The sequence below is a fragment of the Brevibacillus fulvus genome (genome assembly GCF_016908525.1).
Classification (GTDB): domain Bacteria; phylum Bacillota; class Bacilli; order Brevibacillales; family Brevibacillaceae; genus Brevibacillus_G; species Brevibacillus_G fulvus.
Window position 1 is genome coordinate 302,836 of the sequence record NZ_JAFBEB010000002.1, and the last position, 25,032, is coordinate 327,867.

Annotated in this window: 24 protein-coding genes; 22 read left to right on the forward strand and 2 right to left on the reverse strand. The window is 51.9% G+C overall.

The genetic code is table 11. The annotated features are described in order from the left end of the window. The first annotated feature begins 14 nt into the window (after positions 1 to 14). From coaBC to rpe, 10 genes are all read left to right on the forward strand, one after another. Complete coding sequence (gene coaBC, locus JOD01_RS04865) at positions 15 to 1,247, forward strand: bifunctional phosphopantothenoylcysteine decarboxylase/phosphopantothenate--cysteine ligase CoaBC (RefSeq protein WP_204517115.1); 1,233 nt, start codon at positions 15 to 17, stop codon at positions 1,245 to 1,247. Continuing rightward, a complete protein-coding gene (gene priA / locus JOD01_RS04870; protein WP_204517116.1) occupies positions 1,244 to 3,694 on the forward strand; it encodes a primosomal protein N' in 2,451 nt (816 codons plus the stop codon). Before coaBC ends, priA begins: the two co-directional genes overlap by 4 nt. Positions 3,695 to 3,741: 47 nt before the next feature. Continuing rightward, entirely contained in the window at positions 3,742 to 4,221 is a 480-nt protein-coding gene (gene def / locus JOD01_RS04875; protein ID WP_204517117.1) for a peptide deformylase, read from the forward strand. 4 nt (positions 4,222 to 4,225) lie between these two features. Next, complete coding sequence (gene fmt / locus JOD01_RS04880) at positions 4,226 to 5,179, forward strand: methionyl-tRNA formyltransferase (RefSeq protein ID WP_204517118.1); 954 nt, start codon at positions 4,226 to 4,228, stop codon at positions 5,177 to 5,179. Between the two features lies 1 nt (position 5,180). Further along, complete coding sequence (rsmB, locus tag JOD01_RS04885) at positions 5,181 to 6,539, forward strand: 16S rRNA (cytosine(967)-C(5))-methyltransferase RsmB (protein WP_204517119.1); 1,359 nt, start codon at positions 5,181 to 5,183, stop codon at positions 6,537 to 6,539. Between the two features lie 142 nt (positions 6,540 to 6,681). Beyond that, positions 6,682 to 7,752, forward strand: coding sequence for a dual-specificity RNA methyltransferase RlmN (rlmN, locus tag JOD01_RS04890; RefSeq protein ID WP_204517120.1), 1,071 nt, complete (start codon positions 6,682 to 6,684; stop codon positions 7,750 to 7,752). Positions 7,753 to 7,756: 4 nt separating this feature from the next. Beyond that, positions 7,757 to 8,521, forward strand: coding sequence for a Stp1/IreP family PP2C-type Ser/Thr phosphatase (locus JOD01_RS04895; protein ID WP_204517121.1), 765 nt, complete (start codon positions 7,757 to 7,759; stop codon positions 8,519 to 8,521). Between the two features lie 5 nt (positions 8,522 to 8,526). Further along, entirely contained in the window at positions 8,527 to 10,473 is a 1,947-nt protein-coding gene (gene pknB, locus JOD01_RS04900) for a Stk1 family PASTA domain-containing Ser/Thr kinase (protein WP_204517122.1), read from the forward strand. 48 nt (positions 10,474 to 10,521) lie between these two features. Beyond that, positions 10,522 to 11,412, forward strand: coding sequence for a ribosome small subunit-dependent GTPase A (rsgA, locus tag JOD01_RS04905; protein WP_204517123.1), 891 nt, complete (start codon positions 10,522 to 10,524; stop codon positions 11,410 to 11,412). After that, positions 11,406 to 12,053 (forward strand): ribulose-phosphate 3-epimerase, encoded by a 648-nt coding sequence (gene rpe / locus JOD01_RS04910; protein ID WP_204517124.1) that lies wholly within the window; start codon positions 11,406 to 11,408, stop codon positions 12,051 to 12,053. Before rsgA ends, rpe begins: the two co-directional genes overlap by 7 nt. Before the next feature lie 303 nt (positions 12,054 to 12,356). On the opposite strand, the gene JOD01_RS04915 is transcribed toward rpe, so the two are convergent. Further along, positions 12,357 to 13,487, reverse strand: a complete 1,131-nt coding sequence (locus JOD01_RS04915) for a M20 family metallopeptidase (protein ID WP_204517125.1) — start codon at positions 13,485 to 13,487, stop codon at positions 12,357 to 12,359. 274 nt (positions 13,488 to 13,761) lie between these two features. Between JOD01_RS04915 and JOD01_RS04920 the strand changes: the two genes are divergently transcribed. From JOD01_RS04920 to spoVM, 5 genes are all read left to right on the forward strand, one after another. Next, positions 13,762 to 14,586, forward strand: a complete 825-nt coding sequence (locus JOD01_RS04920; RefSeq protein WP_204517126.1) for a transporter substrate-binding domain-containing protein — start codon at positions 13,762 to 13,764, stop codon at positions 14,584 to 14,586. A gap of 29 nt (positions 14,587 to 14,615) precedes the next feature. Next, positions 14,616 to 15,278 carry an amino acid ABC transporter permease gene (locus JOD01_RS04925; RefSeq protein ID WP_204517127.1) on the forward strand — a complete coding sequence of 221 codons (663 nt, stop codon included), beginning with the start codon at positions 14,616 to 14,618 and terminating at the stop codon, positions 15,276 to 15,278. Further along, positions 15,271 to 15,993, forward strand: a complete 723-nt coding sequence (locus JOD01_RS04930; protein WP_204517128.1) for an ATP-binding cassette domain-containing protein — start codon at positions 15,271 to 15,273, stop codon at positions 15,991 to 15,993. Before JOD01_RS04925 ends, JOD01_RS04930 begins: the two co-directional genes overlap by 8 nt. Before the next feature lie 153 nt (positions 15,994 to 16,146). Further along, positions 16,147 to 16,716, forward strand: a complete 570-nt coding sequence (gene thiT, locus JOD01_RS04935; RefSeq protein WP_204517129.1) for an energy-coupled thiamine transporter ThiT — start codon at positions 16,147 to 16,149, stop codon at positions 16,714 to 16,716. 380 nt (positions 16,717 to 17,096) lie between these two features. Continuing rightward, positions 17,097 to 17,180: a stage V sporulation protein SpoVM gene (spoVM, locus tag JOD01_RS04940; protein ID WP_165208391.1), complete on the forward strand. Its 84-nt coding sequence runs from the start codon at positions 17,097 to 17,099 to the stop codon at positions 17,178 to 17,180. Between the two features lie 279 nt (positions 17,181 to 17,459). Here the strand turns inward: spoVM and rpmB are convergent, their stop codons facing one another. Then, positions 17,460 to 17,648 (reverse strand): 50S ribosomal protein L28, encoded by a 189-nt coding sequence (gene rpmB / locus JOD01_RS04945; protein WP_005831020.1) that lies wholly within the window; start codon positions 17,646 to 17,648, stop codon positions 17,460 to 17,462. Positions 17,649 to 17,902: 254 nt separating this feature from the next. Here rpmB and JOD01_RS04950 point away from each other — a divergent pair, with 254 nt between their 5' ends. The 7 genes from JOD01_RS04950 (at position 17,903) to JOD01_RS04980 (ending at position 24,818) form a co-directional block, all read left to right on the forward strand. Next, the gene (locus JOD01_RS04950) at positions 17,903 to 18,268 is read left to right on the forward strand and encodes an Asp23/Gls24 family envelope stress response protein (protein WP_204517130.1); all 366 of its coding nucleotides are present in this window, start codon (positions 17,903 to 17,905) and stop codon (positions 18,266 to 18,268) included. A 12-nt stretch (positions 18,269 to 18,280) separates the two neighbouring features. Further along, a complete protein-coding gene (locus JOD01_RS04955) occupies positions 18,281 to 19,951 on the forward strand; it encodes a DAK2 domain-containing protein (protein WP_204517131.1) in 1,671 nt (556 codons plus the stop codon). Positions 19,952 to 19,971: 20 nt separating this feature from the next. Beyond that, positions 19,972 to 20,829, forward strand: a complete 858-nt coding sequence (locus JOD01_RS04960) for a DegV family protein (protein WP_204517132.1) — start codon at positions 19,972 to 19,974, stop codon at positions 20,827 to 20,829. A 119-nt stretch (positions 20,830 to 20,948) separates the two neighbouring features. After that, the gene (gene sdaAB, locus JOD01_RS04965; RefSeq protein WP_204517133.1) at positions 20,949 to 21,614 is read left to right on the forward strand and encodes an L-serine ammonia-lyase, iron-sulfur-dependent subunit beta; all 666 of its coding nucleotides are present in this window, start codon (positions 20,949 to 20,951) and stop codon (positions 21,612 to 21,614) included. A 14-nt stretch (positions 21,615 to 21,628) separates the two neighbouring features. Then, positions 21,629 to 22,519, forward strand: coding sequence for an L-serine ammonia-lyase, iron-sulfur-dependent, subunit alpha (sdaAA, locus tag JOD01_RS04970; RefSeq protein WP_204517134.1), 891 nt, complete (start codon positions 21,629 to 21,631; stop codon positions 22,517 to 22,519). Further along, positions 22,516 to 24,570 carry an ATP-dependent DNA helicase RecG gene (gene recG / locus JOD01_RS04975; RefSeq protein WP_204517135.1) on the forward strand — a complete coding sequence of 685 codons (2,055 nt, stop codon included), beginning with the start codon at positions 22,516 to 22,518 and terminating at the stop codon, positions 24,568 to 24,570. The genes sdaAA and recG overlap by 4 nt, the downstream gene beginning before the upstream one ends. A gap of 80 nt (positions 24,571 to 24,650) precedes the next feature. Then, positions 24,651 to 24,818: a hypothetical protein gene (locus tag JOD01_RS04980; RefSeq protein WP_204517136.1), complete on the forward strand. Its 168-nt coding sequence runs from the start codon at positions 24,651 to 24,653 to the stop codon at positions 24,816 to 24,818. Positions 24,819 to 25,032 lie beyond the last annotated feature (214 nt).

Sequence of the window (25,032 nt, forward strand, 5' to 3'; positions counted from 1 at the left end):
AAGGAGAGGAGCATATGTCAACTTTACAAGGAAAACAAATCGTATTGGGGGTTTCGGGCGGGATTGCAGCCTATAAAGCGGCAGCGTTGACAAGCAAGCTGACCCAAGCGGGGGCGATCGTTCATGTGATTTTGACCGAAAACGCGCTGAAGTTTATCCAACCGCTGACGTTTCAGGCGCTCTCCCATCAGCCTGTCTATACCGATACATTTGCCGAACAAGAGCCGCGGGTCATTTCGCATATCGATCTGGCCGATCGGGCCGATTTGGTCATTGTCGCTCCGGCTACCGCCAATGTAATCGGCAAGTTGGCCAACGGAATCGCCGACGATATGCTGACGACGACGCTTCTGGCGGCAAAAGCGCCGGTGATGATTGCTCCGGCGATGAATGTCAATATGTACGAGCATCCCGCCGTTCAAGCCAATATGCAGCGCTTGGCACAGTTCGGCTATCGTTTTCTCGAACCGGGAGAAGGACTGCTGGCCTGCGGTTGGATCGGCAAGGGAAGATTGGCGGAACCGGAAGAGATCGTCCGTGCTGTGATCAACTTTTTTGCCGGGAACGCAGCGAAACCGCAAGACCTTGCCGGCAAAAAGGTGCTGGTTACCGCAGGGCCCACGCGGGAGCGGATTGATCCGGTTCGCTTTATTTCCAATGATTCGTCGGGAAAAATGGGCTATGCTGTAGCCGAGGCAGCGAGAGATCGCGGGGCGGAAGTTTGCCTGGTCAGCGGACCGACCAACCTCCCGGCTCCCCCCGGCGTGACGATCGTTCGGGTTGAATCGGTTCAGCAAATGTTGGAAGCTGTTTTGCAACGAATGGCTGACAGCGATGTGATTATCAAAACAGCGGCGGTTTCCGATTATCGCCCGAAAACTGTCGCGATGCATAAACTGAAAAAACAGGGTGAACTTACGCTGGAACTGGAAAAAGCGCCTGACATCCTGCAAACGGTCGGGCAAAGCAAGACGCATCAATTTGTCGTCGGGTTTGCCGCGGAAACAGAAGAATTGCTGACATATGCCAAAGATAAACTGGAGCGGAAAAATCTGGACATGATCGTCGCCAACAATGTGCTGATGGACGGAGCGGGAATGGGGACAGACACCAATGTCGTGACGATATTGACGCGGGATGGAGAAGTTGTGCCATTGGAAAAAATGAGCAAACGGGAAGTGGCAGAAAAAATTTGGGACGCTGTCATCGCCAAACAATCTGCCCGCGCAATCAGCGAAGTGCTATGAATCCGGTTATAGCCAAAGTAATAGTGGAAGTGCCGGTGTCCCGAACGAATCGTCCATTCGATTATCTCGTTCCCGAATGGTTGCTGCCGATTCTGCGGGTGGGCAGCCGGGTCATCGTCCCGTTTGGACCGCGCAAATTGCAAGGTTTTGTCATCGGTTTGCTCGAATTGGCTGATGGCACGGAGACGAGCATTGATCCGCAGAAATTGCGGGAGATTCTCGAAGTGGAAGATGACCTGCCGCCGCTGACGGAAGAGTTGCTCGATTTGGCGGAATGGATGTCCAAACAGTACTTGTGTCCGTGGATTACGGCGATTCACGCGATGATTCCCGCCGTGCTGAAGGGGAAAACGGAGCGGTGGGTGGTCGCTGCCGCCGAGCTGACCGCGGAATTGGCGGGACAGTCTCCCTTGCTGCATGAGCTGTTGCGGCGAGGGGCAGTCGCGTATCGTGAAGTGGAACAGCAGTTTCCTGATGAAATTCCGTTATTGCCCGGCTGGCTGAGCGCGGGCTGGCTGACTACGGAGTACCATGTCAAAGACAGGGTGACGCATAAGCAGGCCAGTTATGTAACCTTGCTGCTTACTGACGAAGAAGCGTTGGCCAAAGCTGATTCTCTTCCCAAACAAGCGGAGCAGATGAGGCGCGTGCTGCTACATCTGGCGCCGTTTTCCGGCCAGCCGATCGCGGCCAAAGAACTTGGCGAATTGCTGGGAGTATCCCGGCCCACATTGAAAAATCTGGCGGCGAAGGGCTGGATCCGACTGGAGCAAATGGAAGTGCTTCGCAATCCTTACGCGCACAGGAAATTTGCCGATGCCAAACACAGTTATACCGCCCAGCAGCAGACGGTATTAAAACCGATTGCGCAGGCGATCGAACAGGGCGGGTTTGCCTCTTTTTTGCTGCACGGAGTCACGGGCAGCGGAAAGACGGAAGTTTACCTGGCAGCAATCGAACAAACGTTGGCTAAAGGTAAAGAAGCGATTTTTTTGGTGCCGGAAATCTCGCTGACGCCCCAGATGGTGGAACGGGTAAAAGGGAGGTTCGGCAATCTGGTAGCCGTGCTGCACAGCGGTTTGTCGCAAGGTGAGCGCTATGATGAATGGCGGCGGATCATTCGCCAACAAGTGAAAGTGGTTGTGGGGGCAAGATCGGCGATTTTTGCGCCGTTGCGCAATCTCGGGCTGATCGTCATCGATGAGGAACACGAAAATTCCTATAAACAGGAAGAGACGCCGCGGTATCACGCGCGGGAGGTGGCCTTGTGGCGCGCACGGCAAAATCACGGTGTGCTGATTATGGGCAGCGCCACGCCGTCTTTGGAGACGTACGCATTGGCGACGCGGGGCCGCTATCAGTTGCTGACAATGAACGAGCGGGTAGGAAACAGGCCGCTTCCGCAAGTGCATGTGGTGGATATGCGCGAGGAGTTGCTGAAGCAAAATCGTTCGATGTTCAGTCAAACGTTGTACCAGATGATTGAGCAGCGGCTGCAAAACGGCGAACAGATCGTGCTGTTTTTAAACCGGCGCGGTTTTTCAACCTTCGTCATGTGCCGATCATGTGGCTATACGCTTACATGCGTCCATTGCGATATCTCGCTTACTTATCATCGCACCAATCATACCGCCCGCTGTCATTACTGCGGTTATACGATCAAACAGCCGGACCACTGTCCGGAATGCCAGAGCAGCCATATTCGCTTCTTTGGCACCGGGACGCAAAAAGTCGAGGAAGAATTGTCCCGGCTGTTCCCCGGTATCCGCGTTATCCGGATGGATGTCGATACGACTTCGCGCAAGGGGGCGCACGAGGAACTGCTGGACCGGTTCCGCCGCGGGCAGGGGGATGTCCTTTTGGGGACGCAAATGATTGCCAAAGGGCTTGATTTTCCCCGGGTGACCTTGGTTGGAGTGATTGCGGCCGATACCTCTTTGCATCTCCCCGATTTCCGTGCGGCGGAGAAAACGTTTCAGCTGCTGACACAGGTCGGCGGACGGGCGGGGCGCCACGAATTGCGCGGCGATGTGGTCATTCAGACCTATACGCCGGAACATTACAGCATCCGGCATGCCACGAAACACGACTATTTATCCTTTTATGAGGAGGAGATGCTCAATCGGAAACGGACCGGCTATCCGCCGTATTACCGATTGGTGCTGATCAGTTTCTCCCATGAACAATTGCCTGTGCTGATTCAAGGGGCGCAGACCGTTGCCGACTATCTCAAGGCGCGTTTGCAGCCGTCCACGATCCTGTTGGGACCGGTCGCATCGCCGATTCCGCGGATCAAAGATAGATTTCGTTTCCAACTCATGCTAAAATATCGAGATGAACCGAAGTTGATTGACATGCTTGGCCAAATGAACAGGCACTTTGATGAATGGTTAAAACAGCAGCAATTGTTGATGAATGTCGATATTGATCCGCAAATGTTGTTATAGAAACCAAATGCCGTGTACCGGGCAAGTGGAAGAAGGAGGACAAAAAGATGGCAATTCGCACGATTGTAAAGCATCCTGACCCGATTTTGCGGGAGAAAGCAATAACAGTAACCAAATTTAATGCCAATTTGCACAAACTGCTCGATGATATGGCAGACACGATGTATGATGCCGATGGAGTAGGCTTGGCCGCACCTCAGATCGGAATTCTCAAACGAGTCGTCGTAATGGATTGCGGCGATGGCCTCATTGAGCTGGTCAATCCGGAAATTGTCGAGGCCAAAGGGGAACAGAAGGACAATTACCCGGAAGGTTGTTTGAGCATTCCCGGGCTGCGCGGCGATGTCCGCCGTCATCAGTGGGTAAAAGTGCGGGCGCAGGATCGCAACGGAAATCCGTTTGAACTGGAAGCCGAAGATTTGCTGGCCCGCTGTTCGCAGCATGAAATTGACCACTTGAACGGGGTACTGTTTATCGATATCGCTGACCGCGTCTATCCGATCAGTGCGGAAGAGGAAGGAGAATAAGCAATTGAAAGATGTTCGCATTTTGTTTATGGGAACACCCGACTTTGCTGTCTCCAGCCTGAATGCGCTCGTTGAGGCTGGCTATCAGGTCGTGGCGGCCGTCACCCAACCGGACCGACCGGTCGGGCGCAAACAGCTGCTTACGCCTCCTCCCGTCAAGCAAGCGGCGCTGGCTCACGGAATACCTGTGTTGCAACCGGAGAAGATAAGAGAGAGCGCTGCGTTGGAGCAAGTTTTGGCCTGTCAGCCCGAGTTGATCGTGACGGCTGCCTATGGCCAGATTTTGCCCAAACAGCTCTTGGATACCCCGAAATACGGCTGCATTAACGTGCATGCTTCTTTGCTGCCGAAATATCGCGGGGGAGCTCCGATTCATAAAGCGATTATCGAAGGCGAAGCGGAAACAGGCGTAACGATCATGTATATGGTGGAAGCGCTGGACGCCGGCGACATGATCAGCAAAGTGACCGTGCCGATTACGGAACGGGATACAGTGGGGACCATGCATGACAAACTGGCTGCCGCCGGAGCAAAACTGCTGGTGGAAACCTTGCCCGCTCTGCTTGCCGGCGAGCTGCAGGCAGAAGCGCAAAATCACGATGAGGCGAGTTTTGCGCCGACGATCAAAAGAGCGGATGAACGGATTCAATGGGACAAGAGCGCTGAGCAGATTTACAACCAGGTGCGCGGCTTGAATCCGTGGCCGGTCGCTTTTACAACCTGTCAAGGGAAGCTTTGGAAAATTTGGTGGGTGGAAAAAGTGGAGTTGTCCGGTCAATTCGCTCAGCCGGGCACGATTTTGGAACGAACGGACGATGGGTTGATCGTTGCCTGCGGAACAGGCAACGTCAAAATTACCGAACTGCAGCCAGAAGGAAAAAAACGCATGAGCATGCACGATTTCCTGCGTGGAGCGGGGGCTGCAGTGGAAAAAGGGATCAGGTTAGGAGACGAGTAAGGTGGCTGTGACAAGAAAAAAGGGAGCGCGCGAGGTCGCTTTGGACATCTTGACGCGCGTCGAGGAACATCGCTCTTACAGCAATCTCGAATTGAAGCAGGGATTGGCGCAAACGGAGTTGTCCGCCGCCGACGTCGGTTTGGTAACGGAGCTGGTCTACGGAACGATTCAACGCCAATATACACTGGATACGGTGATTTCGCGCTTTGTCAAAAGCGGCCGCAAACGGCTGGAGCCATGGGTACATAACTTGCTTCGCCTCAGTCTTTATCAAATTCGCTTTCTCGACCGCATTCCCGACCGCGCTGCGGTTCACGAAGCGGTAGAACTGGCCAAACGAAAAGGGCATCAGGGAATCGCTTCGCTGGTCAACGGGGTTTTGCGCAATGTGCTGAGACAGCCCGAAGTCTGGAATGAACCTCAGGGCAACCTGGTCAAGCGGCTTGCTTTTGCGGAATCACATCCGGACTGGCTCATTTCACGCTGGCTGAAACTGTATGGCGAAGAACTGACGCGGGCGATCTGCCAAAGCAACAATGTAGCGCCGCACACTTCAGTCCGGGTCAATACGTTGAAAACCGATCGGCCTGCTTTGCTGGCGGAACTCAAAGCGGAGTTTCCCGGTGCGGAAGCGTCGCAGCTCAGTCCGGACGGCATTGTCATCCCCAGTGGGCATGTCGCGGCCTCCAAATGGTTCCAGCAGGGGTACTGTACAATTCAGGACGAAAGTTCGATGTTGGTTGCTCGCGCTCTGGCGGTGCAACCCGGGCAGCGCGTGCTGGATGCTTGCGCCGCTCCCGGCGGAAAAACGTCCCATTTGGCAGAATTGATGGGAAACAGCGGGCAAATTTTGGCCTGTGATGTTCACCCCCACAAGGAAAAACTGATTCGCGAGACGGCCAAGCGATTGGGCATCACCTGCATTGAAACAGTGGTGAGCGATGCGTTGGATTTGCCGGACAAAGGTCTGGGCCAATTTGACCGTATTTTGCTGGACGCTCCCTGCACAGGGTTGGGAGTGATTCGCCGTAAACCTGATTTGAAATGGAAGAAGACTCCTGAAGACATTGCGCAAATTTCCCAACTGCAAGCCAGATTGCTGGAGCGAATCGCACCGATGCTGGCGCCCGGCGGTCTTCTGGTTTACAGTACCTGTACGATTGAGCCGGAAGAAAACCAACGCGTTGTCGAACAATTTGTCGCACATCATCCGGAGTTTGAGTGGGACAAGTCATTGCTGGAAGATTTGCCGCCGGCTGTGGCGCGGATCGCTTCTGCGGAGCATGGCTATGTGCAAATTTTGCCCAATCATTTTCAGAGTGACGGTTTTTTCATTTCACGCCTGAAACGAAGCAAATGATCGAGGGAGTGGAGGATGATCCAGAAAGCATCTCCACTCTTTTCTATTGTTTGGTTTTCGCCGTTACCGCTTAGAATAAGTAATAAGTTAGATTGAAGCTTTGCCTGACAAAAGGTACAATGTTGAGATGAGGTGAACATTCATGCCATTGGCATCAAATACCGGCACCAAACCGCTGCTTTACAACCTGACCTTGGATGAATTGAAAAACTGGTTGGTGGAGTCTGGCGAAAAAGCGTTTCGTGCCCAACAAATTTTTGACTGGCTCTATGTCAAACGCGTAGCCAGCATTGACGACATGAGCAATCTGCCCAAGGATTTGCGGCAAAAACTGAACGAACAGTTTCGGATCGACAGCTTGAAGGAGATCACACGTCAGGTCTCGCAAGACGGCACGATCAAATTTTTGTTTCAGCTGGTTGACGGCCATGCGATCGAGACAGTGATCATGCGGCATAATTATGGAAACAGCGTCTGTGTGACCACCCAGGTTGGCTGCCGGATCGGTTGTACGTTTTGTGCGTCCACACTGGGCGGATTGAAACGGAATCTTGATGCCGGCGAGATTGTTGCCCAGGTGTTAATGGCGCAACGCTCATTGGATGAACAAGGTGAACGAGCCAGTCATGTCGTCGTCATGGGGATTGGCGAGCCATTTGAAAACTTTGACAACCTGCTCGCTTTTCTAAATATTATCAACGATAACCGCGGGCTGAATATCGGCGCAAGACATATTACGGTTTCCACCAGCGGGATCGTCCCCAAAATTTATGAATTTGCCGATAAAGGTCTGCAGATCAATCTGGCGATCTCGCTGCATGCTCCCAACAGTGAATTGCGCAGCAAATTGATGCCGATTAACCGCGGCTTTCCGCTGCCCAAACTGATGGAAGCGTGCCGATACTATATCGAAAAGACGGGACGGCGGATCAGTTTTGAATACGGCTTGTTCGGCGGCCAAAACGACCAGCCTGAACATGCCGAAGAATTGGCGGAACTGATCGGGGATATGCTTTGTCACGTCAACCTGATCCCGGTCAACTATGTTCCGGAACGAGATTATGTGCGCACACCGCGCAACGAGATTTTCCGATTTAAACGGATTTTGGAAGAAAAAGGAATTAACGTAACCATTCGCCGTGAACATGGCAGCGATATCGCTGCAGCTTGCGGCCAGTTGAGGGCGCAGCACGCGAAAGAAACCGCGGGGTGATCTTATGGATATTGCGATGAAGTCGCACGTTGGCAACGTTCGGCAAGTAAATGAAGACTACTTTGCTTGCACGGTAAATGTGGACGGGCGAGTGCTGGCGATAGTCGCGGATGGTATGGGAGGGCATCAAGCCGGAGAGATAGCAAGCCGAATGGCTGTGGAACGCATCGTCCACGAGCTGAGCAACCTGGAACAGGACCTGACGCCCGAAGACGAGCGGGAACGATTGATGAATGCGCTTTTGCAGGCTAATTTGGAAGTTTACCGGTACGCTGAAGCCCATCCGGAGTGCAGTGGGATGGGAACGACTGTTGTGGCAGCGTTGCTCCGCCAAAGCGGCGGAGTAACCGCCCACATCGGTGACAGCCGTCTTTATCATTTTGGGGCGAATGGTCTATCGCAGCAAACAGAAGACCACTCGCTGGTGCAAGAACTGATCAAAAGCGGACAGATCACGGAAGAAGAGGCGGTTGTGCATCCGCAACGCAATGTTTTGATGCGCGCTTTGGGCACAGACAAAGATGTGCGGATTGACTTGGGCGAATTTACCTGGGAGCCAAACGATGTGGTGCTGCTGTGTTCTGACGGGTTGAGCAACAAGGTATCCGTACAGGAGATGGAGAAATATTTGCAGGAATCGGTTACCCTGCAGGAAAAAGTAGACGCGATGGTGCAGCATGCCTTGAATGCAGGCGGCGAAGACAACATTACCTTGATCGCCGTATGCAACAACGCTGTACCTGGAGACGGAAGGCGGAAAGAGGGGTGAGGGAGATGGAGATTCAACGGTTAGGTGGCCGCTACCAGTTGGAAGAGCGAATTGGCGGTGGCGGAATGGCCATTGTATATCGAGCGAAGGACCTGATACTCAATCGTCCGGTAGCAGTGAAGGTGCTTCGTCCCCAATATGGATACGATGAAGATTTTGTCAATCGTTTTCGGCGGGAAGCGCAAGCTGTTGCCAGTCTGTCTCATCCGAATGTTGTCGCCGTCTATGATGTCGGGCAAGATGAAGATACACATTATATGGTTATGGAGTACATAGAAGGGTCGACGCTCAAGGACTTGATCAACAAATACGGCGCCTTGCCTGTGGAAGAAGCGGTGAGGATCGCGGTGCAGGTCTGCGACGCGCTGGATCACGCGCACCAAAACAAGATCATTCATCGGGACATAAAGCCACACAATATTATGATTGGTAAAAATGGTCGAGTAAAAGTGACCGATTTTGGCATTGCCCGCGCGGTTACGTCGGCGACGATTACTCATACCAATTCCGTGCTCGGGTCCGTTCACTACTTTTCGCCGGAACAGGCGCGGGGCGGCATCACGGCAGAAAAATCGGATATTTATTCACTTGGCATTGTGCTTTATGAGATGGTCACCGGACAACTTCCTTTTTCCGGCGATTCTCCCATTTCCGTCGCCTTGAAGCATTTGCAAGAGCCTTTGCCGGAACCACGAACGGTCAATCCGCGAATCCCGCAAAGCGTGGAAAATGTCATCCTGAAGGCGCTGGTCAAAAATCCGCTGCTGCGGTACAACTCCGCGCGGGATATGCTGCTTGACTTGGAAACATGCCTATCGCCGGAACGACGGAATGAGGCGAAAGTCACCTTTCCGGAAGAAGACGAAGAACAGACGCGGGTGTATCCGGCGATTACCGAAGAGATGATGCGGCAAGCCCAATTCGACCGCACAGGCAGCCGGTCCCAGAGTTACGAAGAAGACGAGGAGCCAAAACCGAAAAAGTGGTGGGTAAAAGCAATGTTTTGGCTGGTCGGAGCGGCAGCATTCGTCTTGCTGACGATCTTTGGGATCAGTATGTTAAACAGTTTGCTGGAAAAGCCGGAGATCAATGTGCCCGCTGTAACCGGGGTGGAAGTCGAACTGGCCGTTCAGCAAATCCGCTCCGCCAACTTGGTGCCGCAAGTGATTGAACAGTATAACGCAGCGAAGGAAGGCACTGTCTTTAAGCAAGACCCGAGTCCGCCGTTGAGGGCCAAAGAGAATTCAACGGTCTTGCTGTACGTCAGCAAAGGAAAACAAAAGGTGCCAATGCCAAGCCTGGTGAGCCTGGACCGGTCCAATGCGGAGAATACGCTGTTGCAGCGAGGGTTCACGAAGGAGAATATCCACTTCGAGGAACAGGAAGATGAGTCGGTTGATCCCGGCAAAGTCATGAGCCAGGAGCCGGATGCCCAAGTTGAAGTGGTGCCGGGGGAAACGGAAGTCCATCTGGTGATCAGCAAGCAAAAAGAATATGTCACTATGCCCGACTTGTCCGGGAAATCGCTGGATGAAGCCAAGGTGGTCTTGTACAATGCCGGTTTGACTGCCGGTGAAGTGACGTACGAAGCGTCTTACGAAACCGATAAGGCCGATATTGTTCTTTCGACGCGTCCTTATGATCCGAAAATGAAAGTACCCGCCGGAATGGCTGTTCCGCTTCAGGTAAGCAACGGTCAATTGCCTAATGATGCAAAAATTGGCACTACACCTGTATATATTGAATTGGTACCCGGGGAAACGGCACAAATTAAGATAACCGTGTCGGACGCTCGCGGAAAAGATCAATTGTTTGTCGATGAAACGATTAGCGAAAGCAAACCGTATCAAGTTCCGCTGGTATTGAGCCCGCAAAAAGACGGAACGGTCGTGGTCATGAAAAATGGCGAGCAATATCAGAAGTTTGATATTCAGTACAGTTCGCTTCCTTAGTTGCGAAGCGAACGGAGTCTTCGTTGATTGAAAAGAAGGGAGGATTGTATGCCAGAAGGACGAATTGTGAAAGCGTTGAGCGGTTTTTACTATGTGGCCGACGGCGATCAGGTTGTCCAATGTCGGGCGCGCGGCCTTTTTAAGAAAAAGGATGCGAAGGTAACACCGCTTGTCGGGGATTGGGTTGTTTACGATGCGACAAGCCCGTCTGAAGGGTATGTGAAAGAAATCAAGGAAAGACAGAATGAGTTGCTGCGTCCACCCATCTCCAACGTGGATCAAGCCGTTCTTGTATTCTCCATGAATGAACCGAGGTTTAGCTCGCTATTGCTGGATAAGCTGCTGGTTCATACGGAGCATACCGGCATCAATACGATTATCGTTCTGTCCAAGGCGGATTTGGCCACAGAGGAAGAGATAAGTGCGGTTGTCAACCAGTATGGACAGATCGGCTACAGGGTGATCCCGACTTCGACCCGCAATCAGCAAGGCTTGCAGGAGCTTCAGGCGGCACTGCGCGATCAGGTCTCGGTGTTTGCCGGACAGTCTGGTGTTGGCAAATCTTCTTTGATCAACACGTTGTTTCCGGAGATTCGCATGCAGACCGGAGACGTTAGCCAGAAGCTGGGCAGAGGTAAGCATACCACGCGGCACGTGGAACTGATTCCTCTGGAGGAAGGCGGCTATGTCGCGGATACTCCCGGGTTCAGCTCGCTTGAATTTATCGGCTTTGATGAACTGGATCTGGCCCAATCGTTTCGCGATTTTGCCGAACGGGCGGATCAATGCAAATTCCGCGGCTGTTTGCATTTGAGCGAGCCGGGATGCGCCGTCCGCAAAGCGGTGGAATCGGAAGAGATCGCACCGCAGCGGTATGAACATTATCAGCTCTTTATGGAAGAACTAAAGGAATTTCAACGGAGGAACAAACCATGGTAAAAATAGCGCCGTCGATCCTATCCGCCGATTTTGCCAGCCTGGGAGCAGAAATTGCAGATGTGGAGCGGGGAGGAGCGGATTGGATTCATGTCGATGTGATGGATGGGCACTTTGTGCCGAATATCACCATCGGCCCGTTAATTGTAGAAGCGATCCGGCCGATAACCAAGCTGCCGTTGGATGTTCATCTGATGATCGAGGAACCGGATCGATATATCCCGCAATTTGTAAAAGCCGGAGCTGACCTTGTCTCCGTGCATCAAGAGGCGTGCCGTCATCTGCATCGAACGATTCATCTGATCAAGGAACAGGGGGCCAAAGCCGGGGTGGTGTTAAATCCGGCTACCCCCTTGGTAACAATCGAATCGGTTCTGGCCGATGTCGATCTCGTATTGTTGATGACGGTCAACCCGGGATTTGGCGGACAAGCGTTTATTTCCAGCGTTTTGCCGAAGGTCGCAGCGTTGCGGAACATGTTGGACGAGAAGGGATTAGCTCACATTGAAATCGAAATAGACGGCGGCGTCAACCCGAAGACGGCCCGTATGTGTGAAGAAGCGGGTGCGACGGTCCTGGTCGCCGGCAGTGCGGTCTTTAATCAGCCGGATCGTGCCCAAGCGATCGCGGCGATTCGGGGATAGGAGGGCAACGATTGTCCATTCGTGCCGGTGACAGTCTGTCCTTCTCCAACTGGGCAAAAGGCAGATTCCAGTTGCTCCCCCTGTTGTCAACGGACAGATCATTCACGGTCCCTGTACGGATGACAACGGAGAGCAGACTGGATCTGCCTTTTTTTGGCGTTTGCCAGCGATTCAAAGGAGAACCCCAAAAACGTTACGATAGGACCCAGAAAGATAGGACCCAAACAGGAACAAAAAACAGCCGCTTTCCGTGCCGAGCGCCAGTACCGGTGAGCAGAAGCGAGCCGGAAAGCGACTGCCGTATTACAAGGAGGTCATCAAGCGCAACAGGACAGCGATCCGTTCTGCCATTCGATCGACGAGGATATGTTCGTCAACGGCATGGGCTCCGCCGCCAACCGGACCCAAGCCGTCCAGGGTCGGCGTTCCAACCGCGGCGGTGAAGTTGCCGTCGCTCGTTCCGCCTACACCGATTTCCTCCAGCTGAAAACCTTCCAATTGGGCCTGTTTTTGGGCATGCAGGAACAGTTTTTCCGTTTCGGCGGTGCGAACCATCGGCGGCTTGATCGCTCCTTCCTGCAAGATGATTTCCGCCCCTGGCAAAATCGGGCGAAGCTGGCGCAGTCTCTGGAGGATTTTCTCCGCTTCTTCTTCGCGGCTGATGCGCAGATCGATTTCAGCTTCGGCAAATTCAGGGACAACATTGGACACACTGCCTCCTTTGACGGTGCCGACGGAAAGAGTCGTTCCGGCTTCATAATCCGTCCACGACTGGATCGTCACCAGATGTTGCGCCAGTTCCACGATGGCGTTGACCCCATTGGCATGGTCATTGCCCGCATGTGCCGCTCTTCCTATAGCCTGCAGGCGGAAATCGCCGCCGCCTTTGCGGCTCGTTTTCAGTTGACCGCCGCCGGCTGCCGGTTCCAAGATCAGGGCGTGCGAGCTTTTTTTGGCTTCTTCCTGGATATAGGCTTTGGAAGAAAGACTGCCTGTTTCTTCATCCGTATTCCAGAAGAAGACGAGCCGTTTGTTCAACGGAATGTTTTGTTCGATAATGGTCCGCAGGGCATAATAACTGAACACAATCCCGGCTTTCATATCGTAAACGCCAGGGCCGAAGACTTGATTGCCTTCTCGTCGCCAAGGTTCGCGTGCAAGCGTGCCGATTTCCTTGACCGTATCAAAATGCCCCAGGAGCAACAACTGTTCATCTCCCTGGCCGTATTCGATTCTCAGCTGGTCACCATATTGCGACTGGGGAATCCGCTCCACTTTGCAGCCCAAGGCCGCAAAACGCTCGGTTATCAGATGGCCCAGCCGATCCACGGCTTCCTTGTTATGCGTGGGACTTTCCATTTTTACATATTGCTCGATTTCACCTAATATTTCTTCAATTTTAGCGGAAAAGTAGCTAGTCCAGCGAGTGCTCATTCGGCATCTCTCCTTCAAAAAGGTATAGTTCTATGCTAGCACGATTTGCGGATTATACCAGTAAATAAATGGGATATTGCAAGAACAAATGGCTACCATTAAAAACTATTTGTGACTTTTCAAGAAAAGTAGTTGAAATCAGAGTGAAAATGTTTAAAATAAGCAATGTGATGAATAAATATTAGCTGAACATGAACAATATATAGTTCACCATATATGTTGTGTCGGCACAGCAAGAGACGGAACAAAACTCAATTTGTAGGGGGACATTGAAATGAAAAAAGGGAAATCGATTTTTGCACTGGCAATCACCTCGCTGTTTGCCGCATCCGTACTGGCAGGATGTGGAGCAGGCGGACAAGCTCCGACCGCACCAGCGCAAGGGGGACAACAATCTGCTGCGCCGGCTGACAGCAGTGCTGGCAAGACCAAACTTGTTATGGCGACTTCGGCTGACTTTAAACCATTCGAATTCCATGATTTAAGCAGCGGGAAAGATGAAATTACCGGGTTTGACATCGAAATTGCCAAATATATTGCCGACAAGCTCGGCGTCGAACTGGAAGTTCAGGACATGAACTTTGACGGGTTGATTCCGGCGCTGCAAGCGAATCGGGCGGATATGGTGATGGCCGGATTGACGGCGACCGAAGAACGGAAGAAAAACGTCGACTTCTCCGATATCTACTATGAATCGAAAAACGTAATTCTTTCGAAAAAGGACAGCAATTTGACCAAAGTTGAGGATCTTGCCGGGAAAAAAGTAACGGTGCAAACCGGTTCGATTCAGGAAGGCGATGTCAAGAAATTGCAAGAAAAAATGCCGGATCTGCAAATTGTCTCGTTGAACAAAGTTCCGGAAATGATCCAAGAAGTGAAAACCGGCCGGGTTGATGCGGCTGTAATTGAAAATACCGTTGCCAAAGGTTTCGTGGAGCAAAACCCGGAACTCGGTTACAGCTTGATTGAGGAAGGCACGATGCAAACGGCAATTGCTTTCCCGAAAGGCTCGCCGTATGTTGAAAAAGTAAACGAAATCCTGAAAGAAATGAAAGACAACGGCGAAATGGAGAAATTGGCGAGCAAGTGGTTCCAATAATTTCATACAATTGAGGAGTGGGAAAGGGCATGGGTTTGTTTGATTTCGCACAAATCGTGCCCTATATCCCTTTTATTTTAGAAGGGGTAAAGGTCACGTTATTATTCACGCTATTATCTACGGTGTTCGGCTTCATTTGGGGCTCGATACTTGCCTTGATCAAAATTTCCGATTTTAAAACATTAAAAGGATTGGCGGTTTTTTATACCTCGATTTTTCGCGGGACACCGCTGATTTTGCAATTAACTTTTATTTATTTTGCTACACCGCAATTAACCGGCTACAACATCACGCAATTGCAGGCGGCGGTGCTAACTTTTACCCTAAACTCGGGTGCGTATATCTCCGAAACGATTCGCGCAGGGATTCTTGCTGTTGACAAAGGGCAGCGGGAAGCGGCGATGTCGTTGGGCGTGCCGTACAAGCGGATGATGCTGGACATCATATTGCCGCAGGCTTTAAAAAATATTTTGCCGGCATTGGTGAACGAATCAATCGCGTTGCTGAAGGAATCAGCGCTTGTGTCGACCATTGGGGTTGCCGACATCATGCAAAATGCCAACATTGTCAAAGGGACAACCTACCGCTATTTCGAGCCGTACCTGATTGCGGGCGGTCTCTACTATATCATGGTCATGATCTTGACCTGGCTGGCGCGCGTTCTGGAAAGGAGATTGAGACGCAGTGATTAAAGTGGAAGAACTCCGAAAATCCTTTGGCAAGCTGGAAGTGTTGCATAATATCTCGACGGAAATCCGCAAAGGGGATGTTGTCGCGATAATTGGTCCTTCCGGTTCAGGAAAATCAACCTTTCTGCGCTGCCTGAATTTGCTGGAGGTACCAACGGAAGGGCACATTTATATCGACGGAGAAGATATTACGGCTCCAAAGGCAAATATCATGCAGATCCGGCAAAAGATTGGCATGGTTTTTCAACACTTTCATCTCTTTCCGCACATGACGGTGCTGCAAAATTTGACGTATGCGCCGATGAAAGTGAAGAAGCTCTCAAAAGAAGCCGCAGAGCAAAAAGCGATGGAACTGTTAACTCGCGTCGGACTGGCGGATAAAGCCGATGTATACCCGTCCAAGCTTTCCGGCGGACAGAAACAACGGGTGGCGATCGCCCGCTCTCTGGCGATGGAACCGGAGATTATGCTGTTTGACGAGCCGACTTCCGCGTTGGACCCGGAAATGGTCAAGGAAGTATTGGAAGTGATGAAATCGCTGGCCACAACGGGGATGACGATGGCGATTGTTACCCATGAGATGGGGTTTGCCCGCGAAGTGGCCGACCGAATCTTTTTCCTCGATGGCGGTCGCTTGGTAGAAGAGGCTGAGCCGGCGCAATTTTTTACCAAACCAGCCAGCGAACGGGCGCAGCAGTTTTTGGAGAAGATGCTGTAGACGAGTTTACCCACCGGACTGTTCGATGCCGGTGGGTTTTTGCTTGACGGGACGTGTGACAAGCAGAACCGCTTCTTTACAGCAGCCCAAAAGTGACTTACAATCGAGCCGTATGTACTTATAAAAGAGCAGAAACGGAGAGGGGGAAGAAAAATGGCAGGGTCCAATCATCGTTTGCTGGTTATGATGGAAATAAGCATGATGGCAGCGTTGGCCTATGTCTTGAGTCTCGTCAAAGTATTCGAAATGCCGCAGGGCGGATCGGTCACTCTGGTAATGGTGCCGATTGCTTTGATCGCATTTCGGCGGGGAATTCTGGCTGGTGTCGTGACGGGGCTGATAGTTGGTGAATTAAATCATTTAATCGGGGGTTATGCAGTACATCCAGTCCAGCTGTTGCTCGACTATCCGCTGGCGTTTGCCTGTCTGGGACTGGCGGGGATGTTCGGATTGCACAACCGGAAAAATAACGCTGCGCGCATCAGTACCATTTGGAGCGGTCTGCTGGTCGCAGCGGCAGGGCGGCTCGTATGCCACTTTTTGTCCGGTGTGATCTGGTTTGGCGATTACGCCCCAGCGGGAATGCCGGTCGCTCTTTATTCCTTTGTGTATAATATTACGTACTTGTTGCCGGAAATGATCATAGCCGGCGTGGTAATGACGCTCATTCTGGCAAATGCGCCGCAGCTATTTTTCCTGACGAAACAAAGAAAAATTGTGTAAGTTGCTGTGAGGAAAAAGAACTAAAACCCAAACAACCGCATATAATGATCAGGTAACGGTTACGTTTACCTGATTTTTTTATTTTGACCGTTCCTCGACTACGAGACATATGATAGACCCTCTACGGAATAGGATGTAATAGCAACGTTTCGGATTAACCCACGGGGGAGGTGCGTTAGGGGATGGGCTTTCGTTCCTTTCGCATGCGACAGGGGGTCGCCTTAAGACGGGTTCTCGGAGTTTTTTTGGCTGTCGGAGGAATGACCATTCTTTTGTATATTGCACCTTCATGGGTATGGTATTGCTTGTTGGCCATCGCACTCATGGGGGCCGGTTGGTTCTTATTCCATTACAAGTAATTCCGTTAAGGAGGGGTCCAGATGCGTTTTTACACCATTAAGCTGCCAAAATTTCTTGGGGGCATGGTTCGCGCCGTTATTGAGGCATTCAATCGAAAAAAGTAGTCTGTGCTTCGTAATTTGTCCTGATCATCCAATCATTCTTAGCGGATGTAAAGCAAGGCTGCAGTTGGAGATGGGTCTTTCGCGAGCGGAATTACACAAAATGGTCAACGGTTTGCATGATCAGGTGGATTCCGCTTTCAGGCTGTGCCAACAAACCCGTCTGTACGCCCCCCTTGTTGGATACAGCAAAAAAAGCACCCATTCGGTGCTTTTTTCACATTGGTTATATGCTATATCCAGCTCGCAAGCGGCTGATCAATAGCTCTTTTGAACAAACGATTAAACGCGAGTAACAAGACCGGATTTCAAAGCTCTTGTGCTAACATATACGCGTTTTGGTTTGCCATTTACCAAGATGCGTACTTTTTGTACGTTAACACCCCAAGTACGACGAGTTGCGCGCATGGAGTGGGAGCGAGCGTTACCAGCTTTTGCGGATTTTCCTGTAACAAAACATCTACGTGCCATATCATTCCACCTCCCTTGCTATGTGAAACGAACAATACATGATTCGTCTAAGAACAAACACTTGGTTATAGTATCACATAATTGCGACCATGGCAAGGTGTCTGGAATTTTTTTTGTCATTGCGGCGAGCAAAACCATCTGCGGAAAGGACGATCGACCCTTTTTCTGCCCCGATTCGACAAATGCTTCATTTTCCTTCTTTGATATAGTAGAATTGTGAAAAGCGTGGTCACAAGAAGAAGGAGGAGTCTTTCATGCCAGTAGAAATGAGCACACCTCTTGGTAAGATTGATGTCACAGAAGAAGTTATCGCTTTGATCGCCGGCGGGGCCGCGATGGAAGTCTTTGGTCTGGTTGGTATGGCTTCCCGCAAAGCGTTAAAAGACGGAATTGCCGAGTTGCTCCGCAGGGAAAACCTGGGGAAAGGCGTAGTCGTCCATAACCAGGACGGTCGAGTCGTTCTTGATATGCATATAATCGTAAGTTATGGCACGAAAATTTCCGAAGTCGCCGGAAACGTCCAACGGCGCGTTCGCTATACAGTAGAGCAAATGATCGGAATCGATATTGAGGCAGTCAATATTTTTGTCCAAGGGGTACGTACAGATCGAGACGTGTAAGGAGGAACATCAGTGGTCGTGAATCGGCTTGATGGCGATTTTTTCAGCCAAATGATTTATCAGGGGGGCAATCTGCTGAAGGCCAACGCTCACCGCGTGGATTCACTAAACGTCTTCCCTGTACCGGATGGAGATACAGGTACCAATATGAATTTGACCTTCACATCCGGTGTGGAGGAATTGGCCCGACAAAGTCCGGTGCGAATCGACCAGGCTGCGTCCGCATTGGCCAGGGGATTGTTGATGGGAGCTCGCGGCAACTCCGGCGTGATTTTGTCACAGCTGTTTCGCGGCTTCGAAAAAGCGGTGCATGGCAAAGCGGAGATTGGCGCCAAGGAGTTTGCCGATGGACTGAAAGCCGGTGTTGATACCGCCTATCAAGCGGTCATGAAACCGGTGGAAGGAACCATTTTGACTGTTGCCCGGGAAGCCGCGGAGACTGCTGTCCGTACAGCGAGAGCGACCGACAATTTGCTGGCGGTGATGGAAAAAACGTATGAGCAGGCGCAAGCGACCTTAAACAGAACGCCAGAGATCTTGCCTGTATTGAAAGAAGTCGGGGTGGTTGATTCCGGTGGACAAGGCTTGGTGTATATCTATGAAGGGTTTCTGCGGGTGTTGCGCGGAGAAAAGCCGACCGTTACCGAACCGCCTGAGTCCGATCCGGCTGCCGCCGATTTGGAAGAAATGGTTGCCCAGGTACATATGAAGACAGAAGAAATTCATTTTGGTTATTGCACCGAATTCATGATTTGGTTGAAAAACAGCACGGAACCGAACAAGCATCCTTTTTCGGAGCAAATTTTCCGCAATCGCTTGGCCCAGATGGGTGACTCTTTGCTGGTGGTGTCCGACGAGGAACTGGTAAAAGTGCATGTGCATACGGAAAATCCCGGCGGTGTGCTGGAGCTGGCCCAGTCCTACGGCAGCCTGCACCGGATCAAGATCGAAAATATGCGCGAACAGCACCTCAACATTCTAAAAGAAGAAGGACGGAAAAAAGCGGATGTTCCCCAGCCGGCAAAACTGCCGTACGGGTTGATCGCGGTGGCCAGCGGCAGCGGTTTGGCGGAAATTTTCCGCAGTCTCGGTGTGCATCGGGTCATTGAAGGCGGACAAACGATGAATCCCAGCACCGAAGATTTCTTGACGGCAATTCGCGAGCTGAACGCCGAAAAGGTGATTATTTTGCCCAACAACAGCAACATCCTCATGGCGGCCAAACAAGCGGCCGAGCTGGCTGACGTTCCGGCAGCGGTCATTCCGACGAAGAGCATACCGCAGGGCATGGCGGCGCTTGTCGCTTTTCATGCCGGGGAAAATCTGGAATATAATGAAAAGGCGATGACGGATGCCTTTGCTTTGGTCAAGACAGGACTGATTACCCATGCGGTGCGGGATACGAAAATGGGCGATGTCCAGATCAAGGAAGCTGACTTTATCGGCATAATCGATGGCGTGATCGTTACGTCTGACCGCGAACTGACGGTATGTGGAGAAGCTGTGCTGCGCCATCTGCTTGAGGAGACGACCGAACTTGTCACGATTTTTTACGGCAGCGAGGACGACAAGGATCAAGCCGAGCGCTTTGCGCAGTTGATTGAACAGCTCTCCCCCGATGTGGAAATAGAGGTCTTATATGGCGGACAACCGTTGTATCCGTTTATCTTTGCAGCAGAATGAAGAAAGAAAGGAGCAAAGGGATGCCACCGATTGTGATTTTGACCGACAGTTCTGCGGATATTGATCCCGCATTGCGCCAATCTTTGGGAATTGCTTCGGTGCCGTTGAAAGTGGTATTTGGTCAGGAAACGTATTTGGACGGAGTGACGCTGACAGCCGGCCAATTTTTTGAGAAGCTGAAGAACAGTGAAGAGTTGCCGACCACTTCCCAGCCTTCGCCGCTTGATTTCGTTGAAGGCTACAAACAAATAGTTGAGCGCCACGGCAAAGAGGTGCAAATTATTGTGCTGACTGTGGCCGCATCCTTATCCGGCACGTATCAATCGGCACTGATCGCCAAGTCGATGATGGAGGAAGAGATCGACATTACGGTCATTGATTCCAAGGCCGCTTCCTTCCTGCAAGGTTTTGCCGCCGTAGAAGCGGCTCGCGCGGTACAAGCCGGGAAAAACAAGCAGCAGGTTCTTGATTTGCTCGACCGCATTCTGGGCGAGATCAGAGTCTATTTTATCGTCGATACGTTGACTTATTTGCAAAAAGGCGGACGGATTGGCAAAGCCTCGGCATTGATTGGCTCGCTGTTGCAAATCAAACCGATTTTGTCCCTTGATCCGCTCGGTACGGTCTACGCTTTTGACAAGGTGCGCGGAACGAAAAAAGCGCTTGCCCGCGTCTTTGAAGCCCTCCGCGAATATGCGCAGAACGAGCCGGTCAAAGCTTTGGTTTTGCATGGAGCCGCCGAGGGCGAAGCGAACGCTTTGCTGGAACAGGTCAAGCAGCAATTCCGTGTCGAAGAAGCTTTTTTGGCGGAAGTCGGTCCGGTCATCGGGACGCATACGGGTCCGGGTGTATTGGCGGTAGCGATGGTGAAAGTTTAAAACAATCCTCTCTGGAGACGGAGAGGTTTTTTGTTGCCTGTTCGGCTGATGATTGTCTGTAGCAGTTTTGTTTCCCGTAGGATAAAATGAAATTGTACCGGAGACGGGGAGGATTTTACATGAAATTTCAAAGTGTGTTTGATATTATTGGACCGGTGATGGTTGGTCCCTCCAGTTCACACACGGCAGGCGCGGCGCGCATCGGGCGGGTGGCCAGGGCACTGTTTGGGCGTCAGCCGGAAAAGGCAGAAATTACGTTTTACGGCTCGTTTGCCAAGACGTACAAAGGTCATGGCTCCGATGTCGCGACGGTCGCCGGCATTCTTGACTTTGCTACGGACGACTTGCGCTTGAAAGATTCGCTGGTAATTGCCCGCGAGGCAGGAATGGAGATTCAGTTTTTGCTCTCGGAACAGCTGGCGGAACATCCCAATACTTCGCGAATCCGCTTGTCCGACAAGGCGGGCAGCATCGAAGTGGTTGGCGTCTCGATTGGCGGCGGGAAGATCGAAATGACGAACATCAACGGTTTTTCCTTGCAACTTTCGTTCCATGCCCCAACCTTGCTGGTACTGCATAAAGACCAGTTTGGGATGATTGCCGCTGTGGCAAAAGTATTGGCCAACAACCAGATCAATGTCGGACATATGGAAGTGTCTCGACGGGACCGTGGTGGCGAGGCGTTAATGGCGATAGAACTGGACAATGAGACGACTCCGCATGTATTGACGGAAATCAGGCAAATTGCCGGAGTTTTGGAAGTCTCCTTATTCGCGTTGGACTAGAAGGGGTTGACATAATGTTTCGAAATGTAGCCGAACTGATTGAGTTGGCGGAAACACAAGGAAAGAAAATTTCCCAGGTGATGATTGAGGCGGAAATGCAGGTGTCCCAGCGAAGCCGTGCAGCGATCATGGAACAGATGCACCGCAACCTCGATGTGATGGAAAAAGCGGTTCAGCGAGGTCTGACCGAAGACATTCGTTCCCATAGCGGGTTGACGGGCGGTGACGCTAAAAAGCTGCAAACGTATATGAAAGAAAAACAGTTTTTGTCCGGCCCGACTTTGCTGAATGCGGTGAGCATGTCCATTGCCGTCAATGAAGTGAATGCGGCGATGGGGACGATTGTGGCGACACCGACGGCCGGTGCTTGCGGAATTGTTCCGGGGACGTTGTTTGCGATTTCGGAAAAGTTGAAGCCAACGCGTGAGCAAATGGTCGATTATTTGTTTACGGCGGGGGCGATCGGCTACTGTATCGCCAACAACGCGTTTATCTCCGGCGCCGCCGGAGGTTGTCAGGCGGAAGTAGGATCGGCGACAGCGATGGCTGCGGCGGCGATCGTGGAGATGGCAGGCGGGACGCCGGAGCAATCCAGCCAGGCTGTGGCGATTGCTTTAAAAAATATGCTGGGACTGGTTTGTGACCCGGTAGCCGGCCTGGTAGAGGTCCCTTGCGTGAAAAGGAATGCAATGGGGGCGGCGATTGCGACAGTAGCTGCTGATATGGCTTTGGCCGGAATTAAAAGTGTTATCCCAACGGACGAAGTCATTGAAGCGATGTATCGCATCGGCTGTTCCATGCCCTCTACCTTGAAGGAGACGGCACAAGGTGGTTTGGCGGCAACCCCGACAGGACGCCAAATTGAGGCGAAAATTTTTGGTGTTCCGATGGAGCCGGCCCAATGAAAGATGTGTTGGATTCGCCGGTTTCTCTGCTTAGCGGGGTAGGAGAGGAACGGAGCCGCGCATTGGCGGGACTTGGCATACAGACGATCCGCGATTTGCTGGAGTATTTCCCAAGCCGTTACGAAGATTACCGGATTCGCGACTTGACTGAGGTGAAAGATGGAGAGAGGGTAACGTTGGCGGGAACGATTTACGGCGAACCCTCTGTCCGTTTTTATGGCAAGAAAAAGTCTCGCATCGCCGTCCGGATGGTAATCGGCAAAATCGTTGTCACCGCGGTTTGGTTTAATCAGGCTTTTGTCAAAAAGCATCTGTTGCCGGGAAAAGAGATTGTCGTCACGGGCAAATGGGACAAGTACAAGCTGCAAATTGTCGTCAGTGAAATGGCCGAAGTCGATTCCGTACGGTTGCAAAAACGGGGAGAATTGGCACCCGTCTACCCGTTAGGGGGAGAGATTACCCTTGCGTATTTGCGCAAATTGATTCAACAGGCGCTTGAGCAATTTGGCGGGCAACTGGAGGAAATGATCCCTGCTCCATTGGTGGAGCGCTATCGTTTGATGCCGCGGGCGGAAGCGATTCAGACCATTCATTTTCCGCCCGATGTGGAACGCGGCCGACAAGCGCGGCGACGGATCATGTTTGAAGAGCTGTTTTTATTCCAATTGAAAATACAGGCACATCGCCGTATCAATCGACAGCAGTCAGAAGGACATGCCCAGCCGGTGCCGCTCGATGAGGTGCGCCGCTTTATTCAACAGCTGCCATTTCCGCTGACCGATGCACAAAATAGGGTCGTCAAGGAAATCCTCGATGATATGACCGCTCCTTACGCGATGAATCGCTTGCTGCAAGGTGATGTCGGTTCGGGCAAAACGGTGGTCGCGGCAATCGCCCTCTATGCTACGGTCAAGGCAGGCTATCAGGGCGCGATTATGGTCCCGACGGAAATTTTGGCGGAGCAGCATTTAAGCTCACTGCAATCATTGCTTGCCCCGCATGGCATCCAGGTGGGCTTGCTGTCCGGCTCGCTGACGGCGAAAAAGCGCAAGGAACTGATCGCCAGTCTGCAAATGGGCTTGATTGATGTTGTCGTGGGGACGCATGCGCTGATACAGGAAGATGTGTTTTTCCGCAAGCTGGGACTGGTGATTACCGATGAGCAGCACCGGTTTGGCGTTGAACAGCGGCGGATTTTGCGCAGCAAAGGGCTGTCCCCCGACGTCTTGTTTATGACCGCTACACCGATTCCGCGGACGTTGGCGATCAGCGCTTTTGGCGATATGGATGTATCGACGATCGATCAAATGCCGGCGGGCCGCAAGCCGGTGGAGACGAGCTGGTACAAGCATGAGCAGTTTCATTACGTGCTGGAGCAGATGCGCCAGGAGCTGCAGAAAGGGCGGCAAGCGTATGTAATTTGTCCGCTGATCGAAGAATCGGACAAGCTTGACGTGCAAAATGCGATCGATGTGCACGCGCAGCTCGCCCTCTACTTTTCCGAATATACGGTTGGACTGATGCATGGACGGCTGTCGGCTAAAGAAAAAGATGAAGTCATGCAATGGTTTTCTGCCGGCGAGGTCCATGTGCTTGTATCAACAACTGTGGTCGAGGTCGGCGTCAATGTTCCCAACGCCACCTTTATGGTCATTTATGATGCGGAGCGGTTTGGGCTGGCCCAGTTGCATCAATTGCGCGGCCGGGTCGGACGGGGCGTTGATCAGTCCTATTGCGTGCTGATCGCCGACCCGAAAACAGAGATCGGCAAAGAACGGATGCGAGTGATGTGCGAAACAACGGACGGTTTTGAACTTTCGCAACGTGATCTGGAATTGCGCGGTCCCGGTGATTTCTTTGGCACCAAGCAAAGCGGTCTGCCCGAATTCAAGGTAGCCGACCTGCTCAATGACTATAAGGCTTTGGAAGTTGCCCGGCAGGAGACCGCTCGCCTGGTGGCTGATCCCGCTTTTTGGGAGGATGCAGAGTATGCCGCCCTCCGCGATTATTTGCAACGCGAAGGAATTTTGGACGGTGTCGTTTTCGATTGAGAACCCGTTTGCCTGGCTGTTATGCCGGGCAGACGGGTTTTCTTGTTTTTGGGGATACTAGGCAGGTGGAGGTGAGTCAAGTGACACTTGGAAACGAAGACAAAAATCCGCGGCAGGAAATGGGCTACCACGGCGGCAATATGCACGGCTATTCCCTTAGCAAAAAAGAAGACAAGCTTCGCCCCTATGCGGGGAACGGAACAGTGGAACCGGAAAAGCAGGGAGAAAAAATCAACGAGTTGGGGTAAGAGCGTATGCCATAGTGAATGCAGCTGCCTTCCAGCTCGCGGCGTCTCTTATGCCAAAAGAGCAGCCGCTCGACAAGGGAAGCGGCTGCTTTCTTTTTTCTGCGGCATGCGCCTGGCTTTTATTGCTTCAATTCGAAATCGCTTCTTTTGTCTGATTCTCTCGCCCGACGGCCATGTTCCGGTGCGGGGCAGAAGAAGCCGCGACGATTCGGCG

What these genes read in the sequence shown, in the direction of transcription:
- coaBC (WP_204517115.1), top strand. Translation starts at nt 15, where the DNA reads ATGTCAACTTTACAAGGAAAACAAATCGTATTGGGGGTTTCGGGCGGG.
- priA (WP_204517116.1), top strand. Translation starts at nt 1,244, where the DNA reads ATGAATCCGGTTATAGCCAAAGTAATAGTGGAAGTGCCGGTGTCCCGA.
- def (WP_204517117.1), top strand. Translation starts at nt 3,742, where the DNA reads ATGGCAATTCGCACGATTGTAAAGCATCCTGACCCGATTTTGCGGGAG.
- rlmN (WP_204517120.1), top strand. Translation starts at nt 6,682, where the DNA reads ATGCCATTGGCATCAAATACCGGCACCAAACCGCTGCTTTACAACCTG.
- JOD01_RS04895 (WP_204517121.1), top strand. Translation starts at nt 7,757, where the DNA reads ATGGATATTGCGATGAAGTCGCACGTTGGCAACGTTCGGCAAGTAAAT.
- pknB (WP_204517122.1), top strand. Translation starts at nt 8,527, where the DNA reads ATGGAGATTCAACGGTTAGGTGGCCGCTACCAGTTGGAAGAGCGAATT.
- rsgA (WP_204517123.1), top strand. Translation starts at nt 10,522, where the DNA reads ATGCCAGAAGGACGAATTGTGAAAGCGTTGAGCGGTTTTTACTATGTG.
- rpe (WP_204517124.1), top strand. Translation starts at nt 11,406, where the DNA reads ATGGTAAAAATAGCGCCGTCGATCCTATCCGCCGATTTTGCCAGCCTG.
- JOD01_RS04915 (WP_204517125.1), bottom strand. Translation starts at nt 13,487, where the DNA reads ATGAGCACTCGCTGGACTAGCTACTTTTCCGCTAAAATTGAAGAAATA.
- JOD01_RS04920 (WP_204517126.1), top strand. Translation starts at nt 13,762, where the DNA reads ATGAAAAAAGGGAAATCGATTTTTGCACTGGCAATCACCTCGCTGTTT.
- JOD01_RS04925 (WP_204517127.1), top strand. Translation starts at nt 14,616, where the DNA reads ATGGGTTTGTTTGATTTCGCACAAATCGTGCCCTATATCCCTTTTATT.
- thiT (WP_204517129.1), top strand. Translation starts at nt 16,147, where the DNA reads ATGGCAGGGTCCAATCATCGTTTGCTGGTTATGATGGAAATAAGCATG.
- spoVM (WP_165208391.1), top strand. Translation starts at nt 17,097, where the DNA reads ATGCGTTTTTACACCATTAAGCTGCCAAAATTTCTTGGGGGCATGGTT.
- rpmB (WP_005831020.1), bottom strand. Translation starts at nt 17,648, where the DNA reads ATGGCACGTAGATGTTTTGTTACAGGAAAATCCGCAAAAGCTGGTAAC.
- JOD01_RS04950 (WP_204517130.1), top strand. Translation starts at nt 17,903, where the DNA reads ATGCCAGTAGAAATGAGCACACCTCTTGGTAAGATTGATGTCACAGAA.
- JOD01_RS04960 (WP_204517132.1), top strand. Translation starts at nt 19,972, where the DNA reads ATGCCACCGATTGTGATTTTGACCGACAGTTCTGCGGATATTGATCCC.
- sdaAB (WP_204517133.1), top strand. Translation starts at nt 20,949, where the DNA reads ATGAAATTTCAAAGTGTGTTTGATATTATTGGACCGGTGATGGTTGGT.
- sdaAA (WP_204517134.1), top strand. Translation starts at nt 21,629, where the DNA reads ATGTTTCGAAATGTAGCCGAACTGATTGAGTTGGCGGAAACACAAGGA.
- recG (WP_204517135.1), top strand. Translation starts at nt 22,516, where the DNA reads ATGAAAGATGTGTTGGATTCGCCGGTTTCTCTGCTTAGCGGGGTAGGA.